This window comes from Hydrogenophaga sp. (assembly GCF_030373225.1).
In the GTDB taxonomy this organism is placed as follows: Bacteria; Pseudomonadota; Gammaproteobacteria; order Burkholderiales; family Burkholderiaceae_C; genus Hydrogenophaga.
The window spans coordinates 1-24351 of sequence record NZ_JAUCZG010000015.1 but is presented as its reverse complement, the minus strand read 5'-3'; the positions used below and the strand labels follow the sequence as shown (position 1 = coordinate 24351).

General features: G+C 65.1%; 26 protein-coding genes and 1 tRNA gene. 18 read left to right on the top strand and 9 right to left on the bottom strand.

Annotated features, from left to right (window positions below):
* Positions 1–7: 7 nt before the first annotated feature.
* Both QUV35_RS10260 and QUV35_RS10255 read right to left on the bottom strand, forming a co-directional pair.
* Positions 8–532 (bottom strand): disulfide bond formation protein B, encoded by a 525-nt coding sequence (locus QUV35_RS10260; RefSeq protein ID WP_300873350.1) that lies wholly within the window; start codon positions 530–532, stop codon positions 8–10.
* A gap of 51 nt (positions 533–583) precedes the next feature.
* Complete coding sequence (locus tag QUV35_RS10255; protein ID WP_300873349.1) at positions 584–1357, bottom strand: ferredoxin--NADP reductase; 774 nt, start codon at positions 1355–1357, stop codon at positions 584–586.
* A gap of 246 nt (positions 1358–1603) precedes the next feature.
* Here QUV35_RS10255 and QUV35_RS10250 point away from each other — a divergent pair, with 246 nt between their 5' ends.
* Both QUV35_RS10250 and QUV35_RS10245 read left to right on the top strand, forming a co-directional pair.
* Positions 1604–1879, top strand: a complete 276-nt coding sequence (locus QUV35_RS10250; RefSeq protein ID WP_300873348.1) for an oxidative damage protection protein — start codon at positions 1604–1606, stop codon at positions 1877–1879.
* Between the two features lie 23 nt (positions 1880–1902).
* Complete coding sequence (locus QUV35_RS10245; protein ID WP_300873347.1) at positions 1903–3111, top strand: FAD-dependent oxidoreductase; 1209 nt, start codon at positions 1903–1905, stop codon at positions 3109–3111.
* Here the strand turns inward: QUV35_RS10245 and QUV35_RS10240 are convergent.
* Complete coding sequence (locus QUV35_RS10240; RefSeq protein ID WP_300873345.1) at positions 3108–3908, bottom strand: hypothetical protein; 801 nt, start codon at positions 3906–3908, stop codon at positions 3108–3110. The genes QUV35_RS10245 and QUV35_RS10240 overlap by 4 nt on opposite strands.
* Before the next feature lie 164 nt (positions 3909–4072).
* On the opposite strand from QUV35_RS10240, the gene QUV35_RS10235 reads away from it, so the two are divergent.
* The 13 genes from QUV35_RS10235 (at position 4073) to QUV35_RS10175 (ending at position 14773) form a co-directional block, all read left to right on the top strand.
* Positions 4073–4864 (top strand): sulfite exporter TauE/SafE family protein, encoded by a 792-nt coding sequence (locus QUV35_RS10235; protein ID WP_300873343.1) that lies wholly within the window; start codon positions 4073–4075, stop codon positions 4862–4864.
* A gap of 18 nt (positions 4865–4882) precedes the next feature.
* Positions 4883–6658, top strand: coding sequence for a nitrite/sulfite reductase (locus tag QUV35_RS10230; RefSeq protein ID WP_300873340.1), 1776 nt, complete (start codon positions 4883–4885; stop codon positions 6656–6658).
* Positions 6659–6669: 11 nt separating this feature from the next.
* Positions 6670–7059, top strand: coding sequence for a DUF934 domain-containing protein (locus QUV35_RS10225; protein WP_300873338.1), 390 nt, complete (start codon positions 6670–6672; stop codon positions 7057–7059).
* Positions 7060–7068: 9 nt separating this feature from the next.
* Positions 7069–7830 carry a phosphoadenylyl-sulfate reductase gene (locus tag QUV35_RS10220; RefSeq protein ID WP_300873336.1) on the top strand — a complete coding sequence of 254 codons (762 nt, stop codon included), beginning with the start codon at positions 7069–7071 and terminating at the stop codon, positions 7828–7830.
* The gene (gene cysD / locus QUV35_RS10215) at positions 7827–8786 is read left to right on the top strand and encodes a sulfate adenylyltransferase subunit CysD (RefSeq protein ID WP_300873334.1); all 960 of its coding nucleotides are present in this window, start codon (positions 7827–7829) and stop codon (positions 8784–8786) included. Before QUV35_RS10220 ends, cysD begins: the two co-directional genes overlap by 4 nt.
* A gap of 165 nt (positions 8787–8951) precedes the next feature.
* Positions 8952–10247, top strand: a complete 1296-nt coding sequence (locus tag QUV35_RS10210; RefSeq protein WP_300873332.1) for a GTP-binding protein — start codon at positions 8952–8954, stop codon at positions 10245–10247.
* A gap of 121 nt (positions 10248–10368) precedes the next feature.
* Entirely contained in the window at positions 10369–10698 is a 330-nt protein-coding gene (gene fdxA, locus QUV35_RS10205) for a ferredoxin FdxA (protein ID WP_300873330.1), read from the top strand.
* 5 nt (positions 10699–10703) lie between these two features.
* A complete protein-coding gene (locus tag QUV35_RS10200) occupies positions 10704–11804 on the top strand; it encodes an NAD(P)/FAD-dependent oxidoreductase (protein WP_300873328.1) in 1101 nt (366 codons plus the stop codon).
* A 72-nt stretch (positions 11805–11876) separates the two neighbouring features.
* Positions 11877–11952 (top strand) — tRNA-Asn (locus QUV35_RS10195).
* 56 nt (positions 11953–12008) lie between these two features.
* Entirely contained in the window at positions 12009–12368 is a 360-nt protein-coding gene (locus tag QUV35_RS10190; protein ID WP_300873326.1) for a VanZ family protein, read from the top strand.
* Between the two features lie 21 nt (positions 12369–12389).
* Positions 12390–13160, top strand: a complete 771-nt coding sequence (aat, locus tag QUV35_RS10185; protein ID WP_300873324.1) for a leucyl/phenylalanyl-tRNA--protein transferase — start codon at positions 12390–12392, stop codon at positions 13158–13160.
* Entirely contained in the window at positions 13157–13894 is a 738-nt protein-coding gene (locus QUV35_RS10180; RefSeq protein WP_300873322.1) for an arginyltransferase, read from the top strand. Before aat ends, QUV35_RS10180 begins: the two co-directional genes overlap by 4 nt.
* An 81-nt stretch (positions 13895–13975) precedes the next feature.
* Complete coding sequence (locus tag QUV35_RS10175) at positions 13976–14773, top strand: IclR family transcriptional regulator (protein ID WP_300873320.1); 798 nt, start codon at positions 13976–13978, stop codon at positions 14771–14773.
* A 68-nt stretch (positions 14774–14841) separates the two neighbouring features.
* On the opposite strand, the gene QUV35_RS10170 is transcribed toward QUV35_RS10175, so the two are convergent.
* From QUV35_RS10170 to QUV35_RS10145, 6 genes are all read right to left on the bottom strand, one after another.
* Positions 14842–16026: a serine hydrolase gene (locus QUV35_RS10170; protein WP_300873318.1), complete on the bottom strand. Its 1185-nt coding sequence runs from the start codon at positions 16024–16026 to the stop codon at positions 14842–14844.
* 177 nt (positions 16027–16203) lie between these two features.
* Positions 16204–17745, bottom strand: a complete 1542-nt coding sequence (locus tag QUV35_RS10165; RefSeq protein ID WP_300873316.1) for a 2-isopropylmalate synthase — start codon at positions 17743–17745, stop codon at positions 16204–16206.
* 235 nt (positions 17746–17980) lie between these two features.
* Complete coding sequence (gene pssA / locus QUV35_RS10160; protein WP_300873314.1) at positions 17981–18793, bottom strand: CDP-diacylglycerol--serine O-phosphatidyltransferase; 813 nt, start codon at positions 18791–18793, stop codon at positions 17981–17983.
* A gap of 145 nt (positions 18794–18938) precedes the next feature.
* The gene (ilvC, locus tag QUV35_RS10155; RefSeq protein WP_300873312.1) at positions 18939–19955 is read right to left on the bottom strand and encodes a ketol-acid reductoisomerase; all 1017 of its coding nucleotides are present in this window, start codon (positions 19953–19955) and stop codon (positions 18939–18941) included.
* A 54-nt stretch (positions 19956–20009) separates the two neighbouring features.
* Positions 20010–20501: an acetolactate synthase small subunit gene (ilvN, locus tag QUV35_RS10150; protein ID WP_056274670.1), complete on the bottom strand. Its 492-nt coding sequence runs from the start codon at positions 20499–20501 to the stop codon at positions 20010–20012.
* Between the two features lie 156 nt (positions 20502–20657).
* Complete coding sequence (locus QUV35_RS10145; protein ID WP_300873309.1) at positions 20658–22433, bottom strand: acetolactate synthase 3 catalytic subunit; 1776 nt, start codon at positions 22431–22433, stop codon at positions 20658–20660.
* A gap of 276 nt (positions 22434–22709) precedes the next feature.
* Between QUV35_RS10145 and QUV35_RS10140 the strand changes: the two genes are divergently transcribed.
* Genes QUV35_RS10140 through QUV35_RS10130 form a run of 3 tightly spaced genes read left to right on the top strand, consistent with a single transcriptional unit; the run spans position 22710 to position 24302 of the window.
* Entirely contained in the window at positions 22710–23294 is a 585-nt protein-coding gene (locus QUV35_RS10140) for an RDD family protein (protein WP_300873307.1), read from the top strand.
* Positions 23295–23298: 4 nt separating this feature from the next.
* Positions 23299–23697 carry a diacylglycerol kinase gene (locus QUV35_RS10135; protein WP_300873305.1) on the top strand — a complete coding sequence of 133 codons (399 nt, stop codon included), beginning with the start codon at positions 23299–23301 and terminating at the stop codon, positions 23695–23697.
* A 17-nt stretch (positions 23698–23714) separates the two neighbouring features.
* Positions 23715–24302 (top strand): TIGR00730 family Rossman fold protein, encoded by a 588-nt coding sequence (locus QUV35_RS10130; protein ID WP_300873303.1) that lies wholly within the window; start codon positions 23715–23717, stop codon positions 24300–24302.
* Positions 24303–24351: the final 49 nt, after the last annotated feature.

Below are 24351 nucleotides of genomic sequence, written 5' to 3'. Positions count from 1 at the left end.
GCGGGGGTCAGCGCCCCGCGCGCCGGACCCACAGCGCTGCGGCCAGCACGGCAATGGCCGTGAAGCACAGGAAGGACCAGTTCGCAATCGACAGACCCAGGAACGTCCAGTCGATCTTGGAACAGTCACCGCTGCCCTTGAAGATCATCGGAATGGCGCGCCTGAGCGGGAACGACTCGATCATTCCAAAAAAGTCGCGTCCGCAGCTCAGGATTTCAGGCGGGTTCCATTGCAGCCAGCTCTGCCGCGCAGCCACACCGGCGCCGAAGAGGGCGAACAAGGCCATGACCCCGACGCCCCCCCACAAAGCTCCCCGGCTGCGCAAGAACACCGTGACGCCCGCGGCCAGCGCCACCGCCATCAACGCGTAACGCTGCACGATGCACATCGGGCACGGCTCGAGCCCCACCCCATGCTGCAGGTACAGGCCGAATGCCAGCATGCCCACACAGACCAGGGCGATGAGCCCCAGGATCAGGCGGGGCTGGCGTTCGAGGAACGAGGGTCGAACGGTCGGGATGGTGGTGATCAAGACAAGGCCTGTGGTGGAAACGAGCTTGGGGACAGAGCAGACAAGCGCGGATCAAGTTCCTGCAAACGCGCGTTCGATCACGAATGCGCCGGGGCGGCTGGTGCTGCCTTCCTCGAAGCCCAGCTTTTCCGCCAGCGCCTTGAGGTCACGCAGCATCTCGGGACTGCCGCAGATCATGATGCGGTCCTCGGCGGGGTTCAGCATCGGGATGCCCAGGTCCTTGGCGACCTGACCGTCGGCCAGGAGTTGCGGGATCCGGCCCTGGTGCACGAACGGCTCGCGCGTCACCGTGGGGTAGTAAAGCAGCTTCTGCTGCACCATCTCGCCCAGATACTCGTCGTGGGTCAGGGTTTCGCTGAGGTACTCGCGATAAGCCAGTTCCTGCACCTGCCGAACGCCGTGGATCAGCACCACCTGCTCGAAGCGTTCGTAGGTTTCGGGGTCGCGGATCACGCTGAGAAAAGGCGCCAGACCGGTTCCGGTGGCCAGCAGATACAGGCGCTTGCCGGGCAGCAGGTAGTCGATCAGCAGGGTGCCGGTGGGCTTGCGGCCCACGATGATGGTGTCGCCCACCTGGATGTGCTGCAGGCGCGAGGTCAGCGGACCGTCGGGCACCTTGATGCTCAGGAACTCGAGGTGATCGGCGTAGTTGGGGCTGACGATGCTGTAGGCGCGCAGCAACGGCTTGCCGTCGACGCGCAGGCCGATCATGGTGAAGTGGCCGTTGGAGAAGCGCAGCGAGGCGTCGCGCGTGGTGGTGAAGCTGAACAGCCGGTCGGTCCAGTGGTGAACGCTGAGCACGCGCTCTTCCTGAAATGCACTCATGAGAGGTCCTGTGGGGGCGAAGGGGTCTATTGTAAAAAGGCACCGGGGCAACGAGGCCGCCGGGGACTTGCGCGCTCTGGATCATGCGAGGCGGCAGCCCTGAGGACATTGCGGTCGATCAAAGGTTGCTACAGTCGCCACTTTGACGCGCCGACCCGCATCATGCCGGCCTTCGCATTCCACTGGAACGAATAAATTCTTTCGTTCGTTATAACCAAATCATCTGATTCTTCGCAAGGACACCCCATGGCACGCACCGTCAACTGCATCAAGCTCGGCAAGGAAGCCGAAGGCCTGGACTTTCCGCCCTACCCGGGTGAGCTGGGCAAGCGCATTTTCGAGAGCGTGAGCAAGGAAGCCTGGGCCGCCTGGCTCAAGCACCAGACCATGCTGCTGAACGAAAACCGCCTGAACCTGGCCGATGCGCGTGCGCGCCAGTACCTGGCGCGCCAGATGGAGAAGCACTTCTTCGGCGAAGGCGCCGATGCCGCGGCCGGCTACGTGCCGCCTCCGTCGGCCTGATCCGCTGCCCGGAAACCGCCCCCATGCCTGACGCCCGTCGCCATGCGCTGGTGATCGGCGCCGGCCTGGCCGGGGCGGCGGTGACCTCGGCATTGGCGCGCCGCGGCTGGCGCGTGACGCTGCTGGACGCGGCCGGCGGTCCGGCGCAGGGTGCATCGGGGCTGCCGGTGGGCATGCTGAGTCCCCACATCACCCGCGCGCCCACGCCCCTGTCCCGACTGTCGCAACTCGGCGTGACCCACACCCTGGCCGAACTGCAGCGGCTGGTGCCTCAAGGCTCGGGCTGGCAGGTCTGCGAGGTCGACAACCTGGGCCACGATCCCGGCCGCTGGCCTGCAGCGCTGGTGCGTCCCGCAGCGCTGGTCGAGGCCTGGCTGCAGGAAGCCCAGGGGCTGGGCGCGCTGACCCCGCGCTGGAACACCACGGTCCACCACCTGCGCCGAACGGCGAGCGACGACAGCCCCGGTGAGCTGCACTGGCAAGCCCTGGATGCGGGCGGGCAATGCGTGGCCGAAGCGCCGGTCGTGGTGGTGGCCGCCGCCCTGGGCAGCCTGGCCCTGCTCACCGGGCACGACGGCCCGCTGTCGCCCGAAGCATTGCCGCTGAACCCGGTCAAGGGGCAACTGAGCCTGGGCGCCCGCGAGGGCCCGGCCCTGGCCGACCGGCCGCAGCGCAACGAAGGCGTCTTCGTGCCGCACTACCAGGACGAGGGGCTCCCACCGAACTGGCCACGGGCCATCTGGGCCATGGGCTCGACCTTCGAGCGCGGCGTGAACAACACGCTGGTCACCGGCGATGCTCACGAACGCAACGCCCGCAGCCTGCAATCCATCGCGCCTGCGGCGGCAGCCAGGCTGCGAAACACGCTGGAGCAGGCCCGGCTGCTGGGCTGGGCACAGGTGCGCTGTGCCTCGCTCGACCGCCTGCCCCTGGTGGGCGCCGCGCCCCGGCTCGAGGCCTTGCACGCTGGCGCCCCCGCCGGCGGGGCCAGGCGCCAGCGCGTGGCGATGGCCGACGTGCCCCGCTGGCCTGGCCTGCACCTGCTGTGCGCCATGGGCTCGCGCGGCATCACCCTGGCAGCCTGGTGTGCCGATCAGCTGGCCTTGCAGATCGATGGAGAGGTCACCCTGGCAGAGCCGGTCTTGCTGGCCCATCTGGACCCGGCACGCTTCGTGGTGAAGGCGGTCCGGCGCCAGGCGGCAGCGAGAACACGCTCACAGCCCGGGGGCTAGAGCAGGTTGAGCCAGACGGAGATTTCAGGAGGCTGGATGGGCCGGGCCAGCAGGGCCGACACGCCGGCCCGCTGGGCATTGCGGCGCACGCGACGCCGGCTCCACCAGCCCGCCAGCGGCCCGGCCAGTTCGCTGGTGGCCAGCGTCAGGGCCCTGGGGTTGTGCTCGGCAAACAGGCGCATCAGCAGCCAGACGTCGAGTTGCGGATCGTCCAGGTTGAACACCCCGCAGAGGTAGTCGTTGCGGGAGATGGTCGATATCGCCGCTTCGGTGGTGGTGACCTCGTCCACCTGGGCCACGCCCGCCAGCGCCAGGCGGGCCCGCAGGTAGGTGCGCTCCTGTTCGTCGGCGCCCACCACCAGCGCGCGGCGCAGCCCGATCACATCGTCTCCAAACGCCGGGTCGAGGGGTGAGGGGGCCGTCACATCCAGGTCGAGCAGGCCCGAGTCGGCCTGCCTGGCCGCATAAACAGCGTCCAGGTCGTGCAGCACGGCGGCCCAGTCGATCGGTCGGTCCATCACGCGCCAGGCGTGTTCGGGAGCGTCCTTGCCGACCCAGATGAGGCGCTGGCCGGTCGGCATTTCCTTCGCATGCGACAGGATGGCCTCGGCGCTGTCGCCATCGACCAGTGCCACCTCCGACACGCCCTGGGGCGCGGCAACCCCGGGCGACGCCAGGGGCACGTAGGGCGCATAACAAAGATCGCGGGCCTTGGACAGCCGAAACACGGTGTTCAGGGCATGTCGCTCGACGTCGGAGAAGCCCACCACACTGACCAGAACACGCTGTTGTTGCATGGCCGCGATGTTACGTCAGCGTCAGGGTCCCGGGCAGCACCGGCGTCGGGCCGCCGGGGAGCACGTGCGATGCCGCACACCCGGACTTCCTTATTCACCTGAGGCATATGTCCATAAAGAAAAAATCGTTTGGGATATAAGCCCGGCTCCTTACAGTCGCGCCCATGCCAGACATCGCCATCATCCTCGCCGGATTCGCCGTGGGACTCATCGTGGGTCTCACCGGGGTGGGCGGCGGTTCGCTCATGACGCCGATCCTGATCTTCTTCTTCGGCGTCAAGCCCTACCTCGCGGTGGGCACCGACCTGCTGTTCGCCGCCTTCACCAAGATGGGCGGCACGGTCAGCCTGGCGCGCCAGAAACTGGTGCCCTGGCGGGTGGTGGGCCAGTTGTGCGCCGGCAGCATTCCGGCTGCGCTGCTCACCCTGGCCGTGCTGCACCAGCTCGGCCCGGCCAGCCCGCTGGTGCAGTCGCTCATGACCAGCACCCTGGGCGTGGCCTTGCTGCTCACGGCGGCTGCCATGCTCTACAAGGCAGCGCGTGGCAAACAACTGCCCCGCACCCTGGCAGATGGGCAGCTCGAAGACGCCACGCAGGCGAGGCACTGGTGCCTGCCGGTGTTGTTCGGCGCGGTCATCGGCGTGCTCGTCACGCTGACCTCGGTGGGTGCTGGCGCCATCGGGGTGTCGGCGCTGCTGCTCCTGTTTCCCCTGCTGCCACTGCCACGCATCGTGGCCGCCGACATCGCTTACGCCGTGCCCCTCACGCTGGTGGCGGGCCTGGGCCACGCGAGCATGGGGTCGGTGGACTGGCCCCTGCTCGGCACGCTGCTGGTGGGCTCCCTGCCCGGCATCTGGCTCGGCACCCGCCTGATGCGCCACACGCCCGAGCGCCTGGTGCGCTCCGCGCTCTCGCTGCTGCTCGCCTACGCCGGCCTGAAATTGATGGCCCTCTGACTCCCACTGCCCACGACGATGTACCAATACTCCGACTTTGACCGCCAGTTCGTGCACCTGCGCGCCGCCCAGTACCGCGATCAGCTCGCCCGCTGGCAGGCCGGAACGCTCGGTGAAAACGAATTCAAGCCCTTGCGCCTGCAAAACGGCTGGTACGTGCAGCGCTTCGCGCCGATGCTGCGCGTCGCCGTGCCCTACGGCGAGATCAACAGCGCCCAGCTCAGGGTGCTGGCGACCATTGCGCGCGACTTCGACCACAAGGAAGACCACGACGTCTCGCAAGCCAATGCCGGTCTGTCGGAGGTGCCCACCCTGCCCGACCGCTGCGGTCACTTCACCACGCGCCAGAACCTGCAGTTCAACTGGATCCCGCTCGCGCGCTCGGCCGACGTGATGGACTTGCTGGCCAGCGTGAACCTGCACGGCATCCAGACCAGTGGCAACTGCATCCGCAACATCACCACCGACGCCCTGGCCGGCATTGCGGTCGACGAAGTCGCCGATCCGCGTCCCTTCGCCGAAATCATGCGCCAGTGGAGCACGCTGCACCCCGAGTTCGCCTTTCTGCCACGCAAGTTCAAGATCGCCATCACCGGCGCCCGCGAAGACCGCGCGGCCACCGCCTGGCACGACGTCGGGTTGCGGCTGCTGCGCAATGTCGACGGCGAGCTGGGTTTCCAGGTGCGCGTGGGCGGTGGCATGGGCCGCACACCCATCATCGGCAGCGTGATCCGCGAGTTCCTGCCCTGGGACCAGATCCTCAACTACCTCGAAGCCGTGGTGCGCGCCTACAACCGGTTTGGTCGCCGCGACAACATCTACAAGGCCCGCATCAAGATCCTGGTGAAGGCCGAGGGCCAGGCCTTCACCGATCAGGTGGAAGCCGAGTACCAGGACATCCTGCAGCAGGACGGCGCGCCGCACACCATCAGCCAGGCCGAACTCGAGCGCGTGAGCGCCTTCTTCGTGCCGCCCGCACTCAACTGCGACCGCAAGAGCGCCGACGCCAAGATCGCGCACATCCTCAAGGCCGCGGCCGAGGACGACACCGAGTTCAGCCGCTGGCTCACGCAAAACGTGAAGCCCCACCAGAACCCCGACCTGCGCGCGGTCACCCTGTCGTTCAAGCGCCTGGGCCAGGCGCCGGGCGACGCCACGGCGGATCAACTCGACCGTGCAGCCGACCTGGCCGAGCGTTTCTCTGCGGGCGAGGCCCGCGTGACGCACGAACAGAACCTGCTGCTGCCCTGGGTGCGCTGCGACCAGTTGCCCGAGCTGTGGCGCGAAGCGCGCCGCCTGGGCCTGGCCAGGCCCAACATCGGCCTGCTGACCGACATGATCGCCTGCCCCGGCGGTGACTTCTGCGACCTGGCCAACGCGCGCTCGCTGCCACTGGCTCAGGCCATCCTCGGCCGTTACAAGGACCTCGACGAACTGCACGACCTGGGCGAGATCGACCTGCACATCAGCGGCTGCATCAACTCGTGCGGTCACCACCACAGCGGCCACATCGGCATCCTGGGCGTCGACAAGGACGGGCAGGAGTGGTACCAGGTCACGCTCGGCGGCTCCGACGGCACGCGGCTGTCGGGCGAGCCCGCTGCGGGCAAGGTGATCGGCCCGTCGTTCGCCGCCAGCGAGGTGCCCGACGTGATCGAGGCCCTGCTCGACACCTACCGCGCCCACCGCAGCGCCAGCGAGACCTTTGTGGCCACGCTGCGGCGCACCGGAGCCGACCCGTTCAAGTCGGCCGCCAACGCCGTTCGCACGAGCACCGCACGCACCGCCGCCTGAGGACACACCCGATGAGCCAGACCTTCGACATCTTCATCGCCGACGCGTTCGAACCCGGCGAAGCACCGGCCCAACGCCTCGCCATCGCCAACGACGCCGATCCGCGCCAGGCCGACCTCGGCGGCATCGCCGTGATCGAACTGCACTTTCCGAAGTTCAGCGACGGCCGCGCCTTCAGCCAGGCATTTCTGCTGCGCCGCCGGCTGGGCTTCAGCGGCGCGATCCGCGCCACCGGAGACGTGCTGATCGACCAGCTCGTGCAGATGCAGCGCAGTGGCTTCACGCAGGCCGTGTTGCGCGCCGACCAGAACATCGACCATGGCCGGGCGCTGCTGCGGCACTACCCGGCGTTTTATCAGGGCGACGCCGTGCAGACGGCATCACCGTTCGCCACCGCTTGAGTGCCGCCCATGAAAGCCCTTGACCTCTACAACACACCCTCCAGCGACTTTGCCGCCAAGGTGGAGCGCAGCATCGCGCTGCTGCAGGAATGCGCCGCCACGCGGGCGCGGCTGACCCAGGCGTCCAGCCTGGGCGCCGAAGACATGGTGGTCACCCACCTGCTGAAGCTCGCCGGCATCGATGCTGGTGTTTTTGTGCTGGAAACCGGCAAGCTGCACGCCGAGACGCTCGCCCTGATCCCGAAGATCGAGCAGCGTTACGGCATCAGCGTGCAGGTCTTCAGGCCCCGGCAGGAAGCGGCGATGCACTTCGTCCGCAAGAACGGCGAAGAGGCCATGTACCAGAGCATCGAATTGCGAAAGGCCTGCTGCGACATCCGCAAGATGGAGCCGCTCGCGCGCGCCCTGGCCGGACACGATGGCTGGATCACCGGACTGAGAAGGGAACAGTCGAACGCGCGTGCCGAGGTGGGTGAAGTCATCCAGGAAGCCGCCCGCGTGAAGATCAGCCCGCTGGTCGAATGGACCTGGGGCGACGTCTGGCACTTCATCGCCGAGCACCAGCTCGATTTCAACGCCCTGCACGACCAGTTCTTTCCCAGCATTGGCTGCGCACCCTGCACCCGCGCGATCAGCGTCGGCGAAGACTTCCGCGCCGGGCGCTGGTGGTGGGAGCAGGAAGGCGCCAAGGAATGTGGTCTGCATGTGCAATCCGACGCCTCCTCGCCACTCTCCCCTCCCGTGTCCTCAATCGAACGAGCTCCCTCATGAACGCCCGCACCGAACCCGCCGTGATCCAGACCGCCCTGCAACACGCCGGCGACCACCACCTGAGCAACGCGCACCTGGATGCGCTGGAGGAGGAAACCATCTTCATCCTGCGCGAGGTGGCCGCCGCCTTCGAGCGCCCCGCCCTGCTCTTTTCGGGTGGCAAGGACTCGCTGGTGATGCTCAAGTGCGCCGAGAAGGCCTTTGGCCAGGGACGCATTCCCTATCCGCTGTTGATGATCGACACCGGCCACAACTTCCCCGAAGTCACCGCCTTCCGCGACCTCCGGGCGGCGGAGCTGGGTGCCGAACTGATCGTGCGCAAGGTTGAAGATTCGATGGCGCGCGGTACGGTGCGCCTGGCGCACGCCGGCGAGAGCCGCAACGTGCACCAGTCGGTCACCCTGCTCGAGGCCATCGACGAGTTCGGCTTCGACGCCCTGATCGGCGGCGCACGCCGCGACGAAGAAAAGGCCCGCGCCAAGGAACGCATCTTTTCGCACCGCGACAGCTTCGGCCAGTGGCAACCCAAGGCCCAGCGCCCCGAACTCTGGACCCTGTTCAACACCCGGCTGCAGCCCGGCGAGCACTTTCGCGTGTTCCCGATCAGCAACTGGACCGAGCTCGACGTGTGGCAGTACATCGCCCGCGAAAACATCGCGCTGCCGTCGATCTACTACACGCACCAGCGCGAGGTGGTGGACCGCCGGGGCCTGCTGGTGCCGGTGACCGGACTCACACCGCCACGCGACGGCGAAACCGTGCAGTTGCGCGACGTGCGCTTTCGCACCGTCGGCGACATCACCTGCACCTGCCCGGTGGAGAGCCTGGCCGCCACCGCCGACGACATCGTGATCGAGACGCTGGCCGCTGAAGTGAGCGAGCGCGGTGCCACGCGCATGGACGACAAGACGTCCGACGCCTCGATGGAAAAACGCAAGAAGGATGGGTACTTTTGACGCCCCCCGCGCCGCGCCTGCGGCGCGTCACCCCCCACTGGGGGGCGGCGTCTGTGGGCCGGCAAAGCCGGACCCACGACACCCCCGACAAAGACACTTCACTCACACAGGAATGACATGACTGCTGCAACAAACCCCGCTCGGGCTGAGCCTGTCGAAGCCCTCTTGCAAGACACACGTTCCGCCCTGCGCCTGATCACCTGCGGCAGCGTCGACGACGGCAAGAGCACGCTCATCGGCCGGCTGCTGGTTGACAGCAAGGCTGTGCTGCAGGACCACCTGGCCGGCGTGCAGCGCCACGGCCAGACCGACCTCGCCCTGCTGACCGACGGACTGTCTGCCGAGCGGGAACAAGGCATCACGATCGACGTGGCCTACCGCTACTTCAGCACCGAGCGGCGCAAGTTCATCATCGGCGACGCCCCGGGTCACGAGCAGTACACCCGCAACATGGTGACCGCAGCCTCGAGCGCCGACGCGGCCGTGGTGCTGGTCGATGCGACCAAGCTGGCCTGGGCCGACGCCGCGCTCAAGCTGCTGCCGCAGACCCGCCGCCACAGCCTGCTCCTCAAACTGCTGCGGGTGCCTTCGGTCGTTTTCGCGATCAACAAACTCGATGCGGTGGACAACAGCACCGTGGCCTTCGGGCATATCGAGGCTGCCCTGCGCGCCTTTGCGGCACAGGCCGGCATCCCGGTCACGGCCGTGGTCCCCGTCTCGGCGCTCAAGGGATGGAACGTTGTCGATGCCAGCGAACAGGCCGGCTGGTGCGGCTACAGCGGCCCCACGCTGCTCGCCATCCTGGAGAGACTGCCGGTCACGCCAGCCGACAGCACGCTGCCGTTCGCCTTTGCCGTGCAGTGGGTGGAGAAGCCCGGAGCCCTCGCGGCTTCGCCCGGCAGCACGTCCGGCACCCCGCAAGGCCGCCGTGTTTTCTGGGGCCGTGTGGCCACCGGTGGTGTGCAGACGGGCCAGGCGGTGCGCATCATGCCCAACGGCCAGACCGCGCTGGTCGCACAGGTGCTCAACCACGTGCGCCAAGCACAGGCCGTGCTGGCCGGCCACAGCGCCGGCATCGTGCTCGACCGCGAGGTCGATGTCTCGCGTGGCGACTGGCTGCTGGCAGAAGACACCGACGGCACCTTGCCAGGCAGCCGTGAGCTGCGCGCCACCGTGGCCTGGCTCGACGACGAGACGCTCGTGCCGGGTCGCACCTATTGGGCGCTGCACGGCCACCGCTGGGTCAAGGCCAAGGTCAAGCGCATCGTGCACCGGCTCGACATCCACACGCTGGCCGAAGAAGAGGCCAGCCAGCTGGAGCCCAATGCCATCGGGCACATCGAACTGACCCTGCAGGAGCCGCTGGTCACCTTGCCGTTTGTGCGATCCAGAGCCCTGGGTTCGCTCGTGTTGGTCGACACGGCAAGCCACCGCACGGCCGGCGCACTGCTGGTGCAGTGACGCGGCCGCGGGCCTTCGCGGGCCCGCATGTCCTTAACCTGTGTCCCCGCAAGGGCCATGGAAGAGACCCACCCTGCGGGAAACCCTAAAATCACGGCTTCCCCCGACTCCCAAGACCACCATGACCCACGTTGTCACCGAAGCCTGCATCCGCTGCAAATACACCGACTGTGTGGACGTCTGCCCCGTGGACTGCTTCCGCGAAGGCCCCAACTTCCTCACCATCGATCCGGACGAGTGCATCGATTGCGCGGTGTGCATCCCCGAATGCCCCGTGAGTGCCATCTACGCGGAAGAAGACCTGCCCAAGGACCAGCTGCACATGACCAAGCTCAATGCCGACCTGGCCGTGTTGCCGGGCTGGAAGAGCATCACCAAGCGCAAGTCCCCATTGCCCGACGCCGACGACTGGAAAGACCGCACCGGCAAACTGCCCGAGTTGCTGCGCTGAGCGGCATGGAGCCTGCCCTGCACGAAGGAGATTCCCGCATCGCCGAGGCGCAGGTGCCACCGGTCGAAGCCGACGCGATCGTCATCGGTGCCGGCCCCATCGGGCTCTTTCAGGTCTTTGAACTCGGCCTGCTGGAGATCCGGGCCCATGTGATCGACGCGCTGCCGTTCGCCGGCGGGCAACCGGCCGAGCTGTATCCCGACAAGCCGATCTACGACATACCCGGCATCCCGGTCTGCACGGGCCGGGAGCTGGTCAACAACCTGCTCAGGCAGATCGAGCCCTTCGGCGCGACCTTTCACCTCGGGCAGGAAGTCACGACGGTGGAACAGCAGGACGACGGCCGGTTCTTCGTCGCCACGTCCAGCGGAAGCCTCTTCCTCACCAAGACCTTGTTCATAGCGGCCGGCGTTGGGGCCTTCCAACCCCGCATGCTCAAGTTCGAGGGGCTGGAAGCCTTCGAGAACAAACAGCTCTTCCATCGCGCGAGGCAGCCCGAGGATTTTGCGGGCCGCCACGTCGTGATCGTGGGCGGCGCAGACACCGCGCTGGAATGGGCCGCGACGCTCGCCACGGACGGGCCCCACCGCGCAAAGAGCGTCACCCTGATCCACCGGCGAGACGCGTTCCAGGCCGAGCCCGCGAACATCGCACGCATGCGCGCGCTTTGCGAGAGCCAGGACCTCACGTTCATCGTCGCGCAGCCCACAGGCTACGAGTGCGAGGGCGATCGCCTCACTGCATTGAAAGTCACCGATCCGCAGGCGCAGACCCGCAGCGTGCCGCTCGATGCCTTGCTGGTGTTCCTGGGCCTGTCGCCCAAGCTCGGACCGATCGCGGCCTGGGGGCTGGACATCGAGCGCAAGCAACTGGTGGTGGACACCGAAAAATTCTCCACCAATGTGCCGGGCATCTTTGCGGTGGGTGACATCAACACCTACCCGGGAAAGAAGAAACTCATCGTCTCGGGCTTTCATGAAGCCACCCTGGCGGCCTATGCTGCGGCCTCCCTGGTCTTCCCCGACAGGAAAGTGATGCTCCAGTACACGACCACCAGCACCCAGTTGCACAAGGTGCTCGGCGTCGCGTCTTCCGCGCACGACTGATCGCGAGATATTTCGGTCAAATCCACCGCCTCGGCTGAAATCGAAAATTTCAACGCTATAATTTGAGGCTGTTCCCTGATAGCTCAGTTGGTAGAGCGACGGACTGTTAATCCGCAGGTCCCTGGTTCGAGTCCAGGTCGGGGAGCCACCCAACACCCACTCAAAGGCCTTCTTGCGAAGGCCTTTGTTGTTTCTGCCTGCCTCATGCATTCAACGTTCCATCGACTGATTCGCATCGCCTTCTGGTGCAGCGCTGCAGCACTGGTCATCGCCTCGCTGATGCCGGTGGACCTGTTGCCCCCGCAAGCGGCATCGATCTGGGACAAGGGGCAGCATGCTTTCGGCTTTGCCTGGCTGGCGCTGCTGGGTTTGCTGGCATTTGAGAAACGCCCGTGGACCGTTGTGGTCGGGCTGGTGATTCTGGGTGGTGTGGTCGAACTGCTTCAAGCCGCCACGGGCTGGCGCTACGGTGAGTGGCTCGACTTCCTGGCCGACGGCGTGGGCATCGTGTTCGGTGCGACGCTCTGGCTGGCCTGGCGGCGCCTGCCTACACCGCCGCGGTGATGTCCGCCGCACAATAGCGGCATGTCACACGCACCACCGAACCGCGCACTGCCGTGGCTGGAGCCAGGTCAGCCGTTTCCGCCGGTGGAAACAGCCTGGGGCCCGGGCGATCCGGCACCAGGACTGCTCGCGGCGGGCGGCGTGCTCGACGTCCCGTCCTTGATCGCGGCCTACTCGCGCGGCATCTTCCCCTGGTTCAGTGCAGGCCAGCCCATTTTGTGGTGGAGCACCGATCCCCGCATGGTGCTGGAGACCGAAGCATTTCGGCTGCATCGCTCGCTGCGCAAGACGATTCAGCGGCTGCGCCTCGAAGGCAGGCTGGAGATCCGTTTCGACCACGGTTTCGAGCGAGTGATCCGGGCCTGCGCCAGCACACCCCGCGACGGTCAGGATGGCACCTGGATCCTCCCGGCCATGGTCCAGGCCTACACCCGGCTGCACCATGCCGGCGTTGCGCACAGCGTGGAGGCCTGGATCGATGGTGAGCTCGCGGGCGGCCTCTACTGCATCAACCTGGGCGGCATGGTCTATGGCGAATCGATGTTCAGCCGCCAGAGCGACGCCTCCAAGGTCGCACTGGCTGCCCTGGTGGCCTTCTGCAGGGCCAAGGGACTGCCCTTGATCGATTGCCAGCAGAACACCCCCCATCTGGCCAGCCTCGGTGGTCGGTTGATGTCACGGCCGGACTTCTGCCGACACGTGGCCGGGGCCATGTCGCGCCCTGCGCCGAACTGGGAATTCATGCCCATATACTGGCAAAACGTCATCCCTGAACAACGTCGGCCAGCGTGACACACCTCAAAGACCTCCCGCTGCAAGCACTGCAGTTTTACGCGACGGCTCCCTACCCGTGCAGTTACCTGCCGGGGCATCAGGCCCGGTCGCAAGTGGCCACACCGAGCCACCTCATTCACAACGACGCCTATTCCGACCTGGTGACGCACGGCTTTCGACGCAGCGGCATGTTCACCTACCGCCCCTACTGCGATGGCTGTCAGGCGTGCGTGCCCTTGCGCGTGCCTGTCGCCGGCTTCAAGCCCAGCCGCAGCCAGCGGCGCTCGCGCGCCCAACACGAGCACCTGCAGACCCGAGTGCTCAAGCTGTGTTTTGTGCCCGAGCATTACCAGCTCTATCTGCGCTACCAGAACAGCCGCCACGCGGGCGGCGGCATGGACCACGACAGCATCGACCAATACACGCAGTTCCTGCTGCAAAGCCGTGTCAATTCCCGCCTGATCGAGTTTCACGAGCCGGGCGCCGATGGTCAGCCGGCCCGCCTCAAAATGGTCTCCATCGTCGACGTCCTCAACGACGGCCTGTCGGCGGTCTACACCTTCTACGAGCCGGACGACAAGGCCAGTTATGGCACTTACAGCGTGATGTGGCAGATCGAGCAGGCCAAAGCACTGGAGCTGCCGCACATCTACCTGGGTTACTGGATCGCCCAGAGCAGCAAGATGAGCTACAAGGCCGGCTTTCAGCCCCACGAGTTGCTGCTGGACGGGCGTTGGGTTCCCGGCACTTGAGCAACGGCTAATGAGGCCGTGAATCGGGTCCACAGCCAGGCTCCTGATTTCATCTCGCAAAATTTCGGTCACACTTCAGGCATGACCAAACGTTCCGACTCCCTCCCCGCCACACCCACCGTCCAGGTCATCGAACGCATGTTCAACTTGCTGGAGGTGCTGGCCGCCAAGGAAGAGCCGGTGTCGCTGAAGGAAATCAGTGAAAAGACGGGATTGCATCCCTCCACCGCCCACCGCATCCTCAACGATCTGACCATCGGCCGCTTCGTGGACCGCCCCGAAGCGGGCAGTTACCGGCTGGGCATGCGACTGCTGGAGCTGGGCAACCTCGTCAAGGCTCGCCTGAGCGTTCGTGATGCGGCCTTGCTTCCCATGCGCGAGCTGCACAAACAGATCCAGCAGCCGGTCAACCTGAGCGTGCGCCAGGGTGACGAGATCGTCTATGTTGAGCGGGCTTACAGCGAGCGCTCCGGCATGCAGGTGGTGCGCGCCATCGGGGGCCGGGCGCCGCTGCACCTCACATCGGTGGGCAAGCTGTTCCTGGCGGACGACGAGCCTCAGCGCGTGCGCGCCTACGCCACACGCACCGGGCTGGCAGGCAACACCCGCAACAGTCTCACCCAGTTGCCCAGCCTGGAACGTGAGCTTGCACTGTGCAGGCAGGCAGGACTGGCACGAGACAACGAAGAGCTCGAACTCGGCGTTCGCTGCATGGCTGCGGGCATCTATGACGATCAGAACAAGCTGGTGGCCGGTTTGTCCATTTCCGCGCCGGCAGACCGCATCGACGAAAGCTGGGTACCCAAACTACGCAGCACGGCGGCCGAGATTTCTTCCGCGCTGGGCTGTTCGCGACCGGCAGGCGTGCCGGTCCGCTGAAGCCGGCGATACCGCCCATGAAAAACGGTCCTTGACGGACCGTTTTTCATGGGCGCTTGAACCAGCTGTCAGCCCTGGGGCCGCACCAGCGGGCGGCTTGTCTCGGTTTGCACCTCCACCCAGCGGCGAACCCGCTCGGCGTCCTGCATGCGGCTCACCTTGCCGGCCGAGTCCAGGAACACCATGATCAACTGGCGGCCAGCCACCTTGGCCTGCATCACCAGGCAGCGGCCGGCTTCAGAGATGTAGCCGGTCTTCTGCAGACCGATGTCCCAGTCCGGGTTCTTGATGAGGCGGTTCGAATTGTTGTAGTGCAGCGTGCGCCGACCCAGGTCCACTTCATGGCCGGGTGAGGTCGAGAGGCTGCGCAGGATGGGGCGCTCGTAAGCGACCGACACCAGGGTGGCCAGGTCGCGGGCGCTGGACTGGTTCAGGCTGGACAGACCCGTGGGTTCCACATACCGGGTGTCGCCCATGCCCAGCTGCAGCGCCTTGATGTTCATGAGGCGAACAAACTCGCTCAAGCCACCCGGGTAGGTGCGGCCCAGCGCGTTGGCAGCGCGGTTTTCGCTGGACATCAAGGCCAGGTGCATCATCTCGCCGCGCGACAACGTGCTGCCGACCGCCAGGCGCGACCGGCTGCCCTTGTGGGTGTCGACGTCGTCCTGGGTGATGGTGATGGGTTCGCTCATGTCCAGATTGGCGTCGGCGATCACCAGTCCTGTCATGAGTTTGGTCAGGGAAGCGATGGGCAACACGGCTGCGTCGTTCTTGCTGAAGAGGACCTCGTTGGTCTCCTGATCGATCACCAGTGCAACGCTGGAATTGAGGTCGAGCTGGTCGTCGCTGGCACGCAGGCCCAGTTGCTCACCCATCGACAGACGGGCCGGCACCGCCACACGGACCACAGCGGCTTTTGCCGGCCGGTCGGCCTTGCGTTGAGCGGCCAGCTGTCGGGCGGTGGGCTTCTTGCCCGCCACCATTTTCACCTTCACGCGCGATGCCGCCTGCTTGCTTGCGACCGCCTTTTTGGGCTTGGCGGTGGCCACCTTGCGAGAAACCGACTTCGTGGACGCAGCCGCTCGCTTGGCCGGCGCTTTGGCCGATGCCGCCTTTTGCGCTTTCTGCGTCTTGGCGACCTTGGCCGGGCTGCTGGCAGCGACGGCGGCAGAAGGCAACAGACCCATGCTCACCCAGGCGGCCGCCGCGGCCGCCAGGACCAGTTTTCGAATGCGGACAACGCCTTGGATCATCATTTCACTCCAGCAACAGGAATTGCGCTGGAGTGAAGTATAGGCAACATGAAAAAAACTAGCAATATCAATTGCTTGTGAAATTCTCTTAAATGATCGGTCGAACAGGTGCTACTTTTGGTGTCAATTGTCGCGATCGAGCAGCTGAATGATCCAAGTCGTTGAATTCAAACAAGTTTATCCCTGCGCAGCAACCCGCTCATATTTGCTGTGCAGCTTGTTCAGGGCACTCAGATAGGCCTTGGCCGACGCGACCACGATGTCGGGGTCGGCACCGACGCCGTTGACCACGCGCCCGCCATGCTGCAGGCGCACGGTCACCTCGCCCTGGCTCTCGGTCGAGCCACTCGTGATGGCATTGACCGAATACAGCACCAGTTCAGCGCCGCTCTTGACGTGGTTTTCGATCGCCTTGAGCGAAGCATCCACCGGCCCGTTGCCGTCGCTCTCGCCCTGGATCTCCTGACCGTTGACGGTGAAAACCACGTTGGCATGCGGGCGTTCACCGGTTTCGCTGCGCTGCTTCAGCGAAACCAGGCCGTACTGTTCCTTCTCGGCCGTCACGCTTTCGTCGCTGCACAAGGCGAGGATGTCCTCGTCGAAGATCTCGCTCTTGCGGTCCGCCAGCTCCTTGAAAGCGGCAAATGCGGTGTTGATTTCACTCTCGGAATCCATTTCGATGCCGAGATCCTGCAAGCGTTGCTTGAAGGCATTGCGACCGCTGAGTTTGCCCAGCACGATCTTGTTGGCAGCCCAGCCCACGTCCTCGGCCCGCATGATCTCGTAGGTGTCGCGTGCCTTGAGAACGCCGTCCTGGTGAATGCCGCTGGCGTGTGCAAACGCATTGGCGCCGACCACCGCCTTGTTGGGCTGCACCACAAAACCCGTGGTCTGGCTCACCATGCGGCTCGCCGGCACGATCTGGGTGGCGTCCACACCCACGTCCAGCCCGAAATAGTCGCGACGCGTGCGCACGGCCATCACGATCTCTTCGAGCGAGCAATTGCCGGCGCGCTCACCCAGGCCATTGATGGTGCACTCCACCTGGCGCGCGCCACCGATCTTCACACCCGCCAGCGAATTGGCCACCGCCATTCCCAGGTCGTTGTGGCAATGGACCGACCAGATGGCCTTGTCGGAGTTGGGCACGCGTTCGCGCAGGGTGCGGATGAACTCACCGTACAACTCGGGCACGGCATAGCCCACGGTGTCGGGAATGTTGAGCGTGGTGGCTCCTTCCTTGATCACGGCCTCCAACACCCGGCACAGGTAGTCCATGTCGCTGCGGTAGCCATCCTCGGGACTGAACTCGATGTCGTCCACCAGGTTGCGGGCGAAGCGGACCGACTGCCTGGCCTGCTCCAGCACCTGCTCGGGCGTCATGCGCAGTTTCTTCTCCATGTGCAGCGCACTGGTGGCAATGAAGGTGTGGATGCGGGCGCGATGCGCGCCCTTGAGTGCCTCGGCAGCACGAGAAATGTCGCGGTCGTTGGCACGGGCCAGCGAGCACACCGTGGAATCCTTGATGACATCGGCGATGGCCTTGACCGACTCGAAGTCGCCATTGGAGCTTGCAGCAAAACCCGCCTCGATCACGTCGACCTTCAGGCGCTCCAGCTGGCGTGCAATGCGCAGCTTCTCGTCCTTTGTCATGGAGGCGCCGGGCGACTGTTCGCCATCGCGCAAGGTGGTGTCAAAAATGATCAGTTTGTCGCTCATCTCAATGCTCCAGTGGGATGCCTCGTGGGCAGCGCTTCAAAAAAACCCGCAGTCCAAAACAGAAACGGCCCGCTGCGGGTGCAAACGGGCCGTTGTGTGGAAATCGCTCTCGCGTTACCGAACCTGCCCGAAACGGACACCCAGTAGTAGCGACAGCGAAAATGTGGACATGGCAGGCAATGTAGCACAAAGCCCTCGCGAGGCCCTGCCACCCAGGCCTGCGAGCCGGAAGTGCTCATTCGTCATGAAGGCCCCGTTCGTCAGGCTCGTCGGTGGACGTGCTGATCACGCTGGTCGGGCGGCCTTTGGCCTTGCGCCAGAAATACACCGCGTAGCCCGACAGGCCATACACGACGAACAGGCCGAACAGCACCGTCGGCGGATGGATGTTGATCACAGCGATCGCCAGCGCCACCAGCACGATGGCCGCAAAGGGCACGCTCTTGCGCAGGCTCAGGTCCTTGAAGCTGTAGAACGGCACGTTGGTCACCATGGTCAGGCCCGTGTAGAGCGTGATGGCAAACATGACCCAGGTGACGTCCTGCGGCGCAATCTCGAGCTCGGTCATCAGCCAGATGAAGCCGGCCACCAGCGCAGCCGCTGCGGGCGACGGCAACCCCTGAAAGTAGCGCTTGTCGACGACAGCGGTGTTGACGTTGAAGCGGGCGAGTCTGAGCGCGGCACAGGCGCAGTACACGAAGGCTGCGATCCAGCCCCAGCGACCGAGGTCGCGCAGGGTCCACTCGTAGGCGATGAGGCCCGGCGCAGCGCCGAAGGACACCATGTCGGAGAGGGAATCCATCTGCTCGCCAAAGGCGCTCTGCGTGTTGGTCATGCGCGCCACCCGCCCGTCCAGGCTGTCGAGCACCATGGCGACGAAGATGCCCAGCGTGGCCAGGTCGAAGCGCCCGTTCATGGCCATCACCACCGCGTAGAAGCCGCCAAACAGGGCAGCGAGCGTGATCATGTTGGGCACCATGTAGATGCCTTTGGAGCGCTTGCGGCGGTCTTCGTGCGGCGCGTGCTGGGGGTCGGTTCCGTCGTGCATGTGTTTTGTGTGTGGGGATGCCGGGGACATCCCTGCAGGATGCAATGTTGCAGTGTAAGCCAGTGCTCCTGCACGCAGAAACGGCAAAGGCCACCGAGGTGGCCTTTGGACGGAAGCCGCTCGAGTGAGCGCGCCGCCGGGGCTGTCAGTTGCGCGTCTGGTCAACCAGCTTGTTCTTGGCGATCCAGGGCATCATGGCGCGCAGCTGTGCGCCCACCACTTCGATCTGGTGATCGGCCGTGAGGCGACGGCGCGCCGTCATGCTCGGGTAGTTGGTGCGGCCTTCGGAGATGAACATCTTCGCGTACTCACCCGACTGGATGCGCTTCAGGGCGTTGCGCATGGCTTCGCGGCTCTGGGCGTTGATCACTTCCGGGCCGGTCACGTACTCGCCGTATTCGGCGTTGTTCGAGATCGAATAGTTCATGTTCGCGATGCCGCCTTCGTAGATCAGGTCCACGATGAGCTTGAGTTCGTGCAGGCACTCGAAGTAGGCCATTTCGGGCGCATAGCCGGCTTCCACCAGCGTCTCGTAACCCATCTTGATCAGTTCAACGGCGCCGCCGCACAGCACGGCCTGCTCGCCGAACAGGTCGGTCTCGGTCTCTTCCTTGAAGTTGGTCTCGATGATGCCGGCCTTGCCGCCACCGTTGGCCATGGCATAGCTCAGCGCCAGGTCGCGCGCCTTGCCGCTCTTGTCCTGGTGAATGGCAACCAGGTGAGGCACACCGCCACCCTGGGTGTAGGTGTTGCGCACGGTGTGGCCAGGGGCCTTGGGCGCGACCATCCACACGTCCAGATCGGCACGTGGCACGACCTGGTTGTAGTGGACGTTGAAACCATGGGCGAAGGCCAGCGATGCGCCCTGCTTGATGTTGGGCGCGACGTTCTGGTGATACACCTCGGCGATCTGTTCGTCGGGCAGAAGGATCATGACCACGTCGGCCGACTTCACGGCATCGTTGACTTCCATCACGGTCAGACCGGCCTTGCCGACCTTGTCCCACGAGGCGCCACCCTTGCGCAGGCCGACCACGACTTTCACGCCGCTGTCGTTGAGGTTCTGTGCGTGTGCGTGGCCCTGGCTGCCATAGCCGATGATGGCCACGGTCTTGCCCTTGATCAGGGACAGGTCACAGTCTTTGTCGTAGAAAACTTTCATGGGTTGCTCCGGTTGAAATGTGTTGTTCGGGGAAATGAAAACTGGGGGATTGTCTTACACGCGCAGGATGCGCTCGCCGCGCCCGATGCCGCTGGCACCGGTGCGCACCGTCTCGAGGATCGCGGAGCGGTCGATGGCTTCCAGGAACGCATCGTTCTTGGTCTGGTCGCCGGTGAGCTCGATGGTGTAGCTCTTCTCGGTCACGTCGATGATGCGGCCACGGAAAATGTCGGCCATGCGCTTCATTTCCTCGCGCTCCTTGCCCACCGCACGCACCTTCACCATCATGAGCTCGCGCTCGGTGTAGGAGCCTTCGGTGAGGTCGACCACCTTGACCACTTCGATCAGGCGGTTGAGGTGTTTGGTGATCTGCTCGATGACGTCGTCCGACCCGGTGGTCTGGATCGTCATGCGGGAGAGGCTGGGGTCTTCGGTCGGCGCCACGGTGAGCGACTCGATGTTGTACCCACGGGCAGAAAACAGGCCGACGACGCGGGACAAGGCCCCGGGTTCGTTTTCCAGCAAGACAGCGATGATGTGTTTCATGTGCGATTCCTCTTTTTGCGACGGCAGGGACCATGAAAAGTGGTCGCAGAAACTGCCGTTTTCGCCGCCCTCCCCTGCGCACGGTAATGCGCAGGCTTGGCGGGCAATAGATTCGTCTGAGGGATGAAGCAACGGGCAAGCGTTGCTTCGCGGAGGTCAAAGGTCTTCGGAACCCAGCAGCATCTCGGTGATGCCCTTGCCGGCCTTGACCATGGGGAAGACGTTTTCCGTCGGGTCGGTGCGGAAGTCCATGAACACGGTGCGGTCCTTGAGCTTGCGCGCCTCGCGAAGGGCGCCCTCCACGTCTTGTGGACGTTCGATCAGCATGCCGACGTGGCCATAGGCCTCGGCGAGCTTGACGAAGTTGGGCAGCGCGTCCATGTAGCTGTGGCTGTAGCGACCTTCATAGTCGATCTCCTGCCATTGCCGGACCATGCCCAGATAACGGTTGTTCAGCGCCACGATCTTGATCGGGGTGTTGTACTGCAGGCAGGTCGAGAGCTCCTGGATGCACATCTGCACCGAGCCTTCACCCGTCACGCAGTACACCTCGCTGTCGGGCTTGGCCAGCTTGATGCCCATCGCGTAGGGAATGCCCACGCCCATGGTGCCCAGGCCACCCGAGTTGATCCAGCGACGCGGCTCGTCAAAGCGGTAGTACTGTGCGGCCCACATCTGGTGCTGGCCCACATCGGACGTGACGTAGGCGTCGGCGTCCTTCGTCATGTTCCAGAGCGTCTCCACCACATACTGCGGCTTGATCACATCGGTGTTGGTGCGGTCGTACTTCAGGCAATCCTTCGAGCGCCAGGTCTCGATGGTCTCCCACCAGGCCGACAAGGCTGCGCCATCGGGCTTGGTCGCGCTTTCGCGAACCATGTTGATGAGCTCGGTCAGCACGTCCTTGACGTCGCCCACGATCGGCACATCCACCTTCACCCGCTTCGAGATGCTCGATGGGTCGATGTCGATGTGGATGATCTTGCGTTCGTTTTGTGCGAAGTGTTTGGGGTTGCCGATCACGCGATCGTCGAAGCGCGCGCCCACGGCCAGCAGCACGTCGCAGTTCTGCATCGCGTTGTTGGCTTCGATCGTGCCGTGCATGCCCAGCATGCCAAGGAACTTGCGGTCCGACGCCGGGTAGGCACCCAGGCCCATCAAGGTGTTGGTGACCGGGTAACCCAGCATGTTGACCAGCGTGCGCAACTCCTCGGTGGCGTTGGCCAGCAACACGCCACCGCCGGTGTAGATGTAGGGGCGCTTGGCCGCCAGCAGCAACTGCAATGCCTTGCGGATCTGGCCGCCGTGGCCCTTGCGCACCGGGTTGTACGAGCGCATTTCAATCGTTTCGGGATACCCGCTGTAAGGCACCTTGTTGAAGGACACGTCCTTCGGGATGTCCACCACCACCGGACCGGGACGGCCACTGCGCGCGATGTGGAAGGCCTTTTTCATCACCATGGCCATGTCGCGCGCGTCCTTCACCAGGAAGTTGTGCTTGACGATGGGGCGGGTGATGCCCACGGTGTCGCATTCCTGGAAGGCATCCAGGCCGATGGCGGCCGTGGGCACCTGGCCGGTGACGATCACCATTGGAATGCTGTCCATGTACGCGGTGGCAATGCCGGTGATGGCATTGGTCACGCCGGGGCCGGACGTGACGAGCGCCACGCCGACGTCGCCGGTGGCACGGGCGTAGCCATCGGCAGCGTGTACGGCCGCCTGCTCGTGTCGCACGAGCACGTGCTGGATGGTGTCCTGCTTGTAGAAAGCGTCGTAGATGTGCAGCACGGCGCCGCCGGGATAACCCCAGATGTACTTGACACCTTCGGCCTGGAGGGCCTTGACGAGGATTTCTGCGCCGCGGAGTTCTTGCTGGGCTGTGCCGGATGCGGCAGCGGCCGAGGCCAGTTCGGCCTTGTTGATTTCCATGATGAACCTTTCGAGAATTTCTCTGACGAAATACCTTGGGTGCCTCTTGACCAACTCTTGTGGAGCGGTGTCGAGACTTGAGACCAGTGGCCATGAGCGGGCACATACCCCGCCGAACCCTGATCCGTTTGCCGTGTTTTGAAGTGCAGCGCGCATTATCGCACTGCAGCACGACCGGATCGCGGCGGGCCGGTCCGAACGCCCTGAAAAAGTGCAAGCCTGGGCCGCAATGAGACAATTCGTCCCTGTGCCAACCGGCCGCATTTCCTCCATTGCATGTCTGCCACCCTGTCCGACCCATCCCGCTCCCCCGACCTGGCCGCCCCGCCCGACCTGACGGCACCGCCCCTGCGCCGGCGCATGGCCTGCTGGCTTTACGAGGGCACGCTGATGTTCGGCGTGGTGTTTCTGGTCGGGGTGTTGTTCACCTCCAGTTTTGTGTTGTCCTCGCTCACGGGTTCGGGCAATGCCCTGAACGACCGCCACCTTCAACAGGCGCTGTTGTTCGTGGCGTTCGGCATCTACTTCGGCTGGTTCTGGGCCAAGGGCCAGACCCTGGCCATGAAGACCTGGCGCATCCGGGTCGTGGACCGCCACGGCAAGGCACTGACGCAAGGCCGTGCCGTGTGGCGCTACGCGCTGTCCTGGCTGTGGGTGCTGCCGCCGCTGGCGGTGGCAGGGCTCACACAGATGTCGGGCCAGCAGCTCTCGGTGCTGCTGGCCGGCTGGGTGGTCGTCTGGGCACTGTTGTCCCGGTTTCATGCCGAACGCCAGTTCCTCCACGATGCGCTGGCCGGAACCCGGCTGGTTCACGACGAGCCGGTGGAAGACGCCAGCAAACCGCGGCGCTGGTGGAGTTGAGGGCATGAGTTCCCACCCCGAGCGCGAACCGGTCAACGCGCAAAAGCTGCGCACCGGCGCCTCCCGCATGTGGCACGCCCTGGGCTACTCCATGGCGGGTTTGCGGTCGGGTTGGGGCGAAACCGCGTTTCGTCAGGAAGCACTGGCAGCCCTGGTGATGGTTCCGCTGGCTTTCTGGATCGGACAGTCCTGGGTCGAAACCGCCCTGCTCGCGGGATCGGTGCTGCTGGTGATGATGGTTGAACTGCTCAACACCGGCATCGAAACCGCCATCGATCGCATCGGCCCGGAATGGCACGACCTGTCCAAGCGCGCCAAGGACATGGGCAGCGCCGCGGTGCTGCTCAGCCTGCTGCTGTGCGCCGGCATCTGGCTGGCCGCTGCCTGGGCCCGCTGGGCCTGACCACGAGCACATCGACCATGACGCAACCCACTTTCTCCTTGTGCGTGTACTGCGGCTCGCGACCGGGCGCGAGCGACGCCTTCGCCGGGACCGCGAGCGCCGTCGGCCGCTGGATCGGCGAGCACGGCGGGCAACTGATCTACGGCGGCGGGCGCAACGGCCTCATGGGCGTCGTGGCCGATGCGACGATGGCCGCCGGTGGGCGCGTGGTGGGCATCATTCCCAAGGCCCTGGTCGAGAAGGAATGGGCGCACCAGGGCTGCACCGAACTGCATGTGGTCGACACCATGCACGAACGCAAACGCCTGATGGCCGACAAGGCGGATGCCTTCCTCGCCCTGCCGGGCGGCATCGGCACCTTCGAGGAATTCTTCGAGGTCTGGACCTGGCGGCAGCTGGGCTACCACGACAAACCCGTGGGGCTGCTCAACGTGCAGGGCTACTACGACGGTCTGATGGCTTTCATGCGCACCGGAGTCGAACAGCAGTTCATGAACCCCTGGCAGATGGACCTGATCCGGGTCAGCAACGACCTGGCCCGGCTGCTGCCCGAGCTGGTGCAGGCCGCCGGCATGGCACCGGACACCCGCGTCGAGGCGATCTAGTGTCCTGTCCCGTAAATAACTGGCATTAGTCTTGCATGCCAGTGCGGTA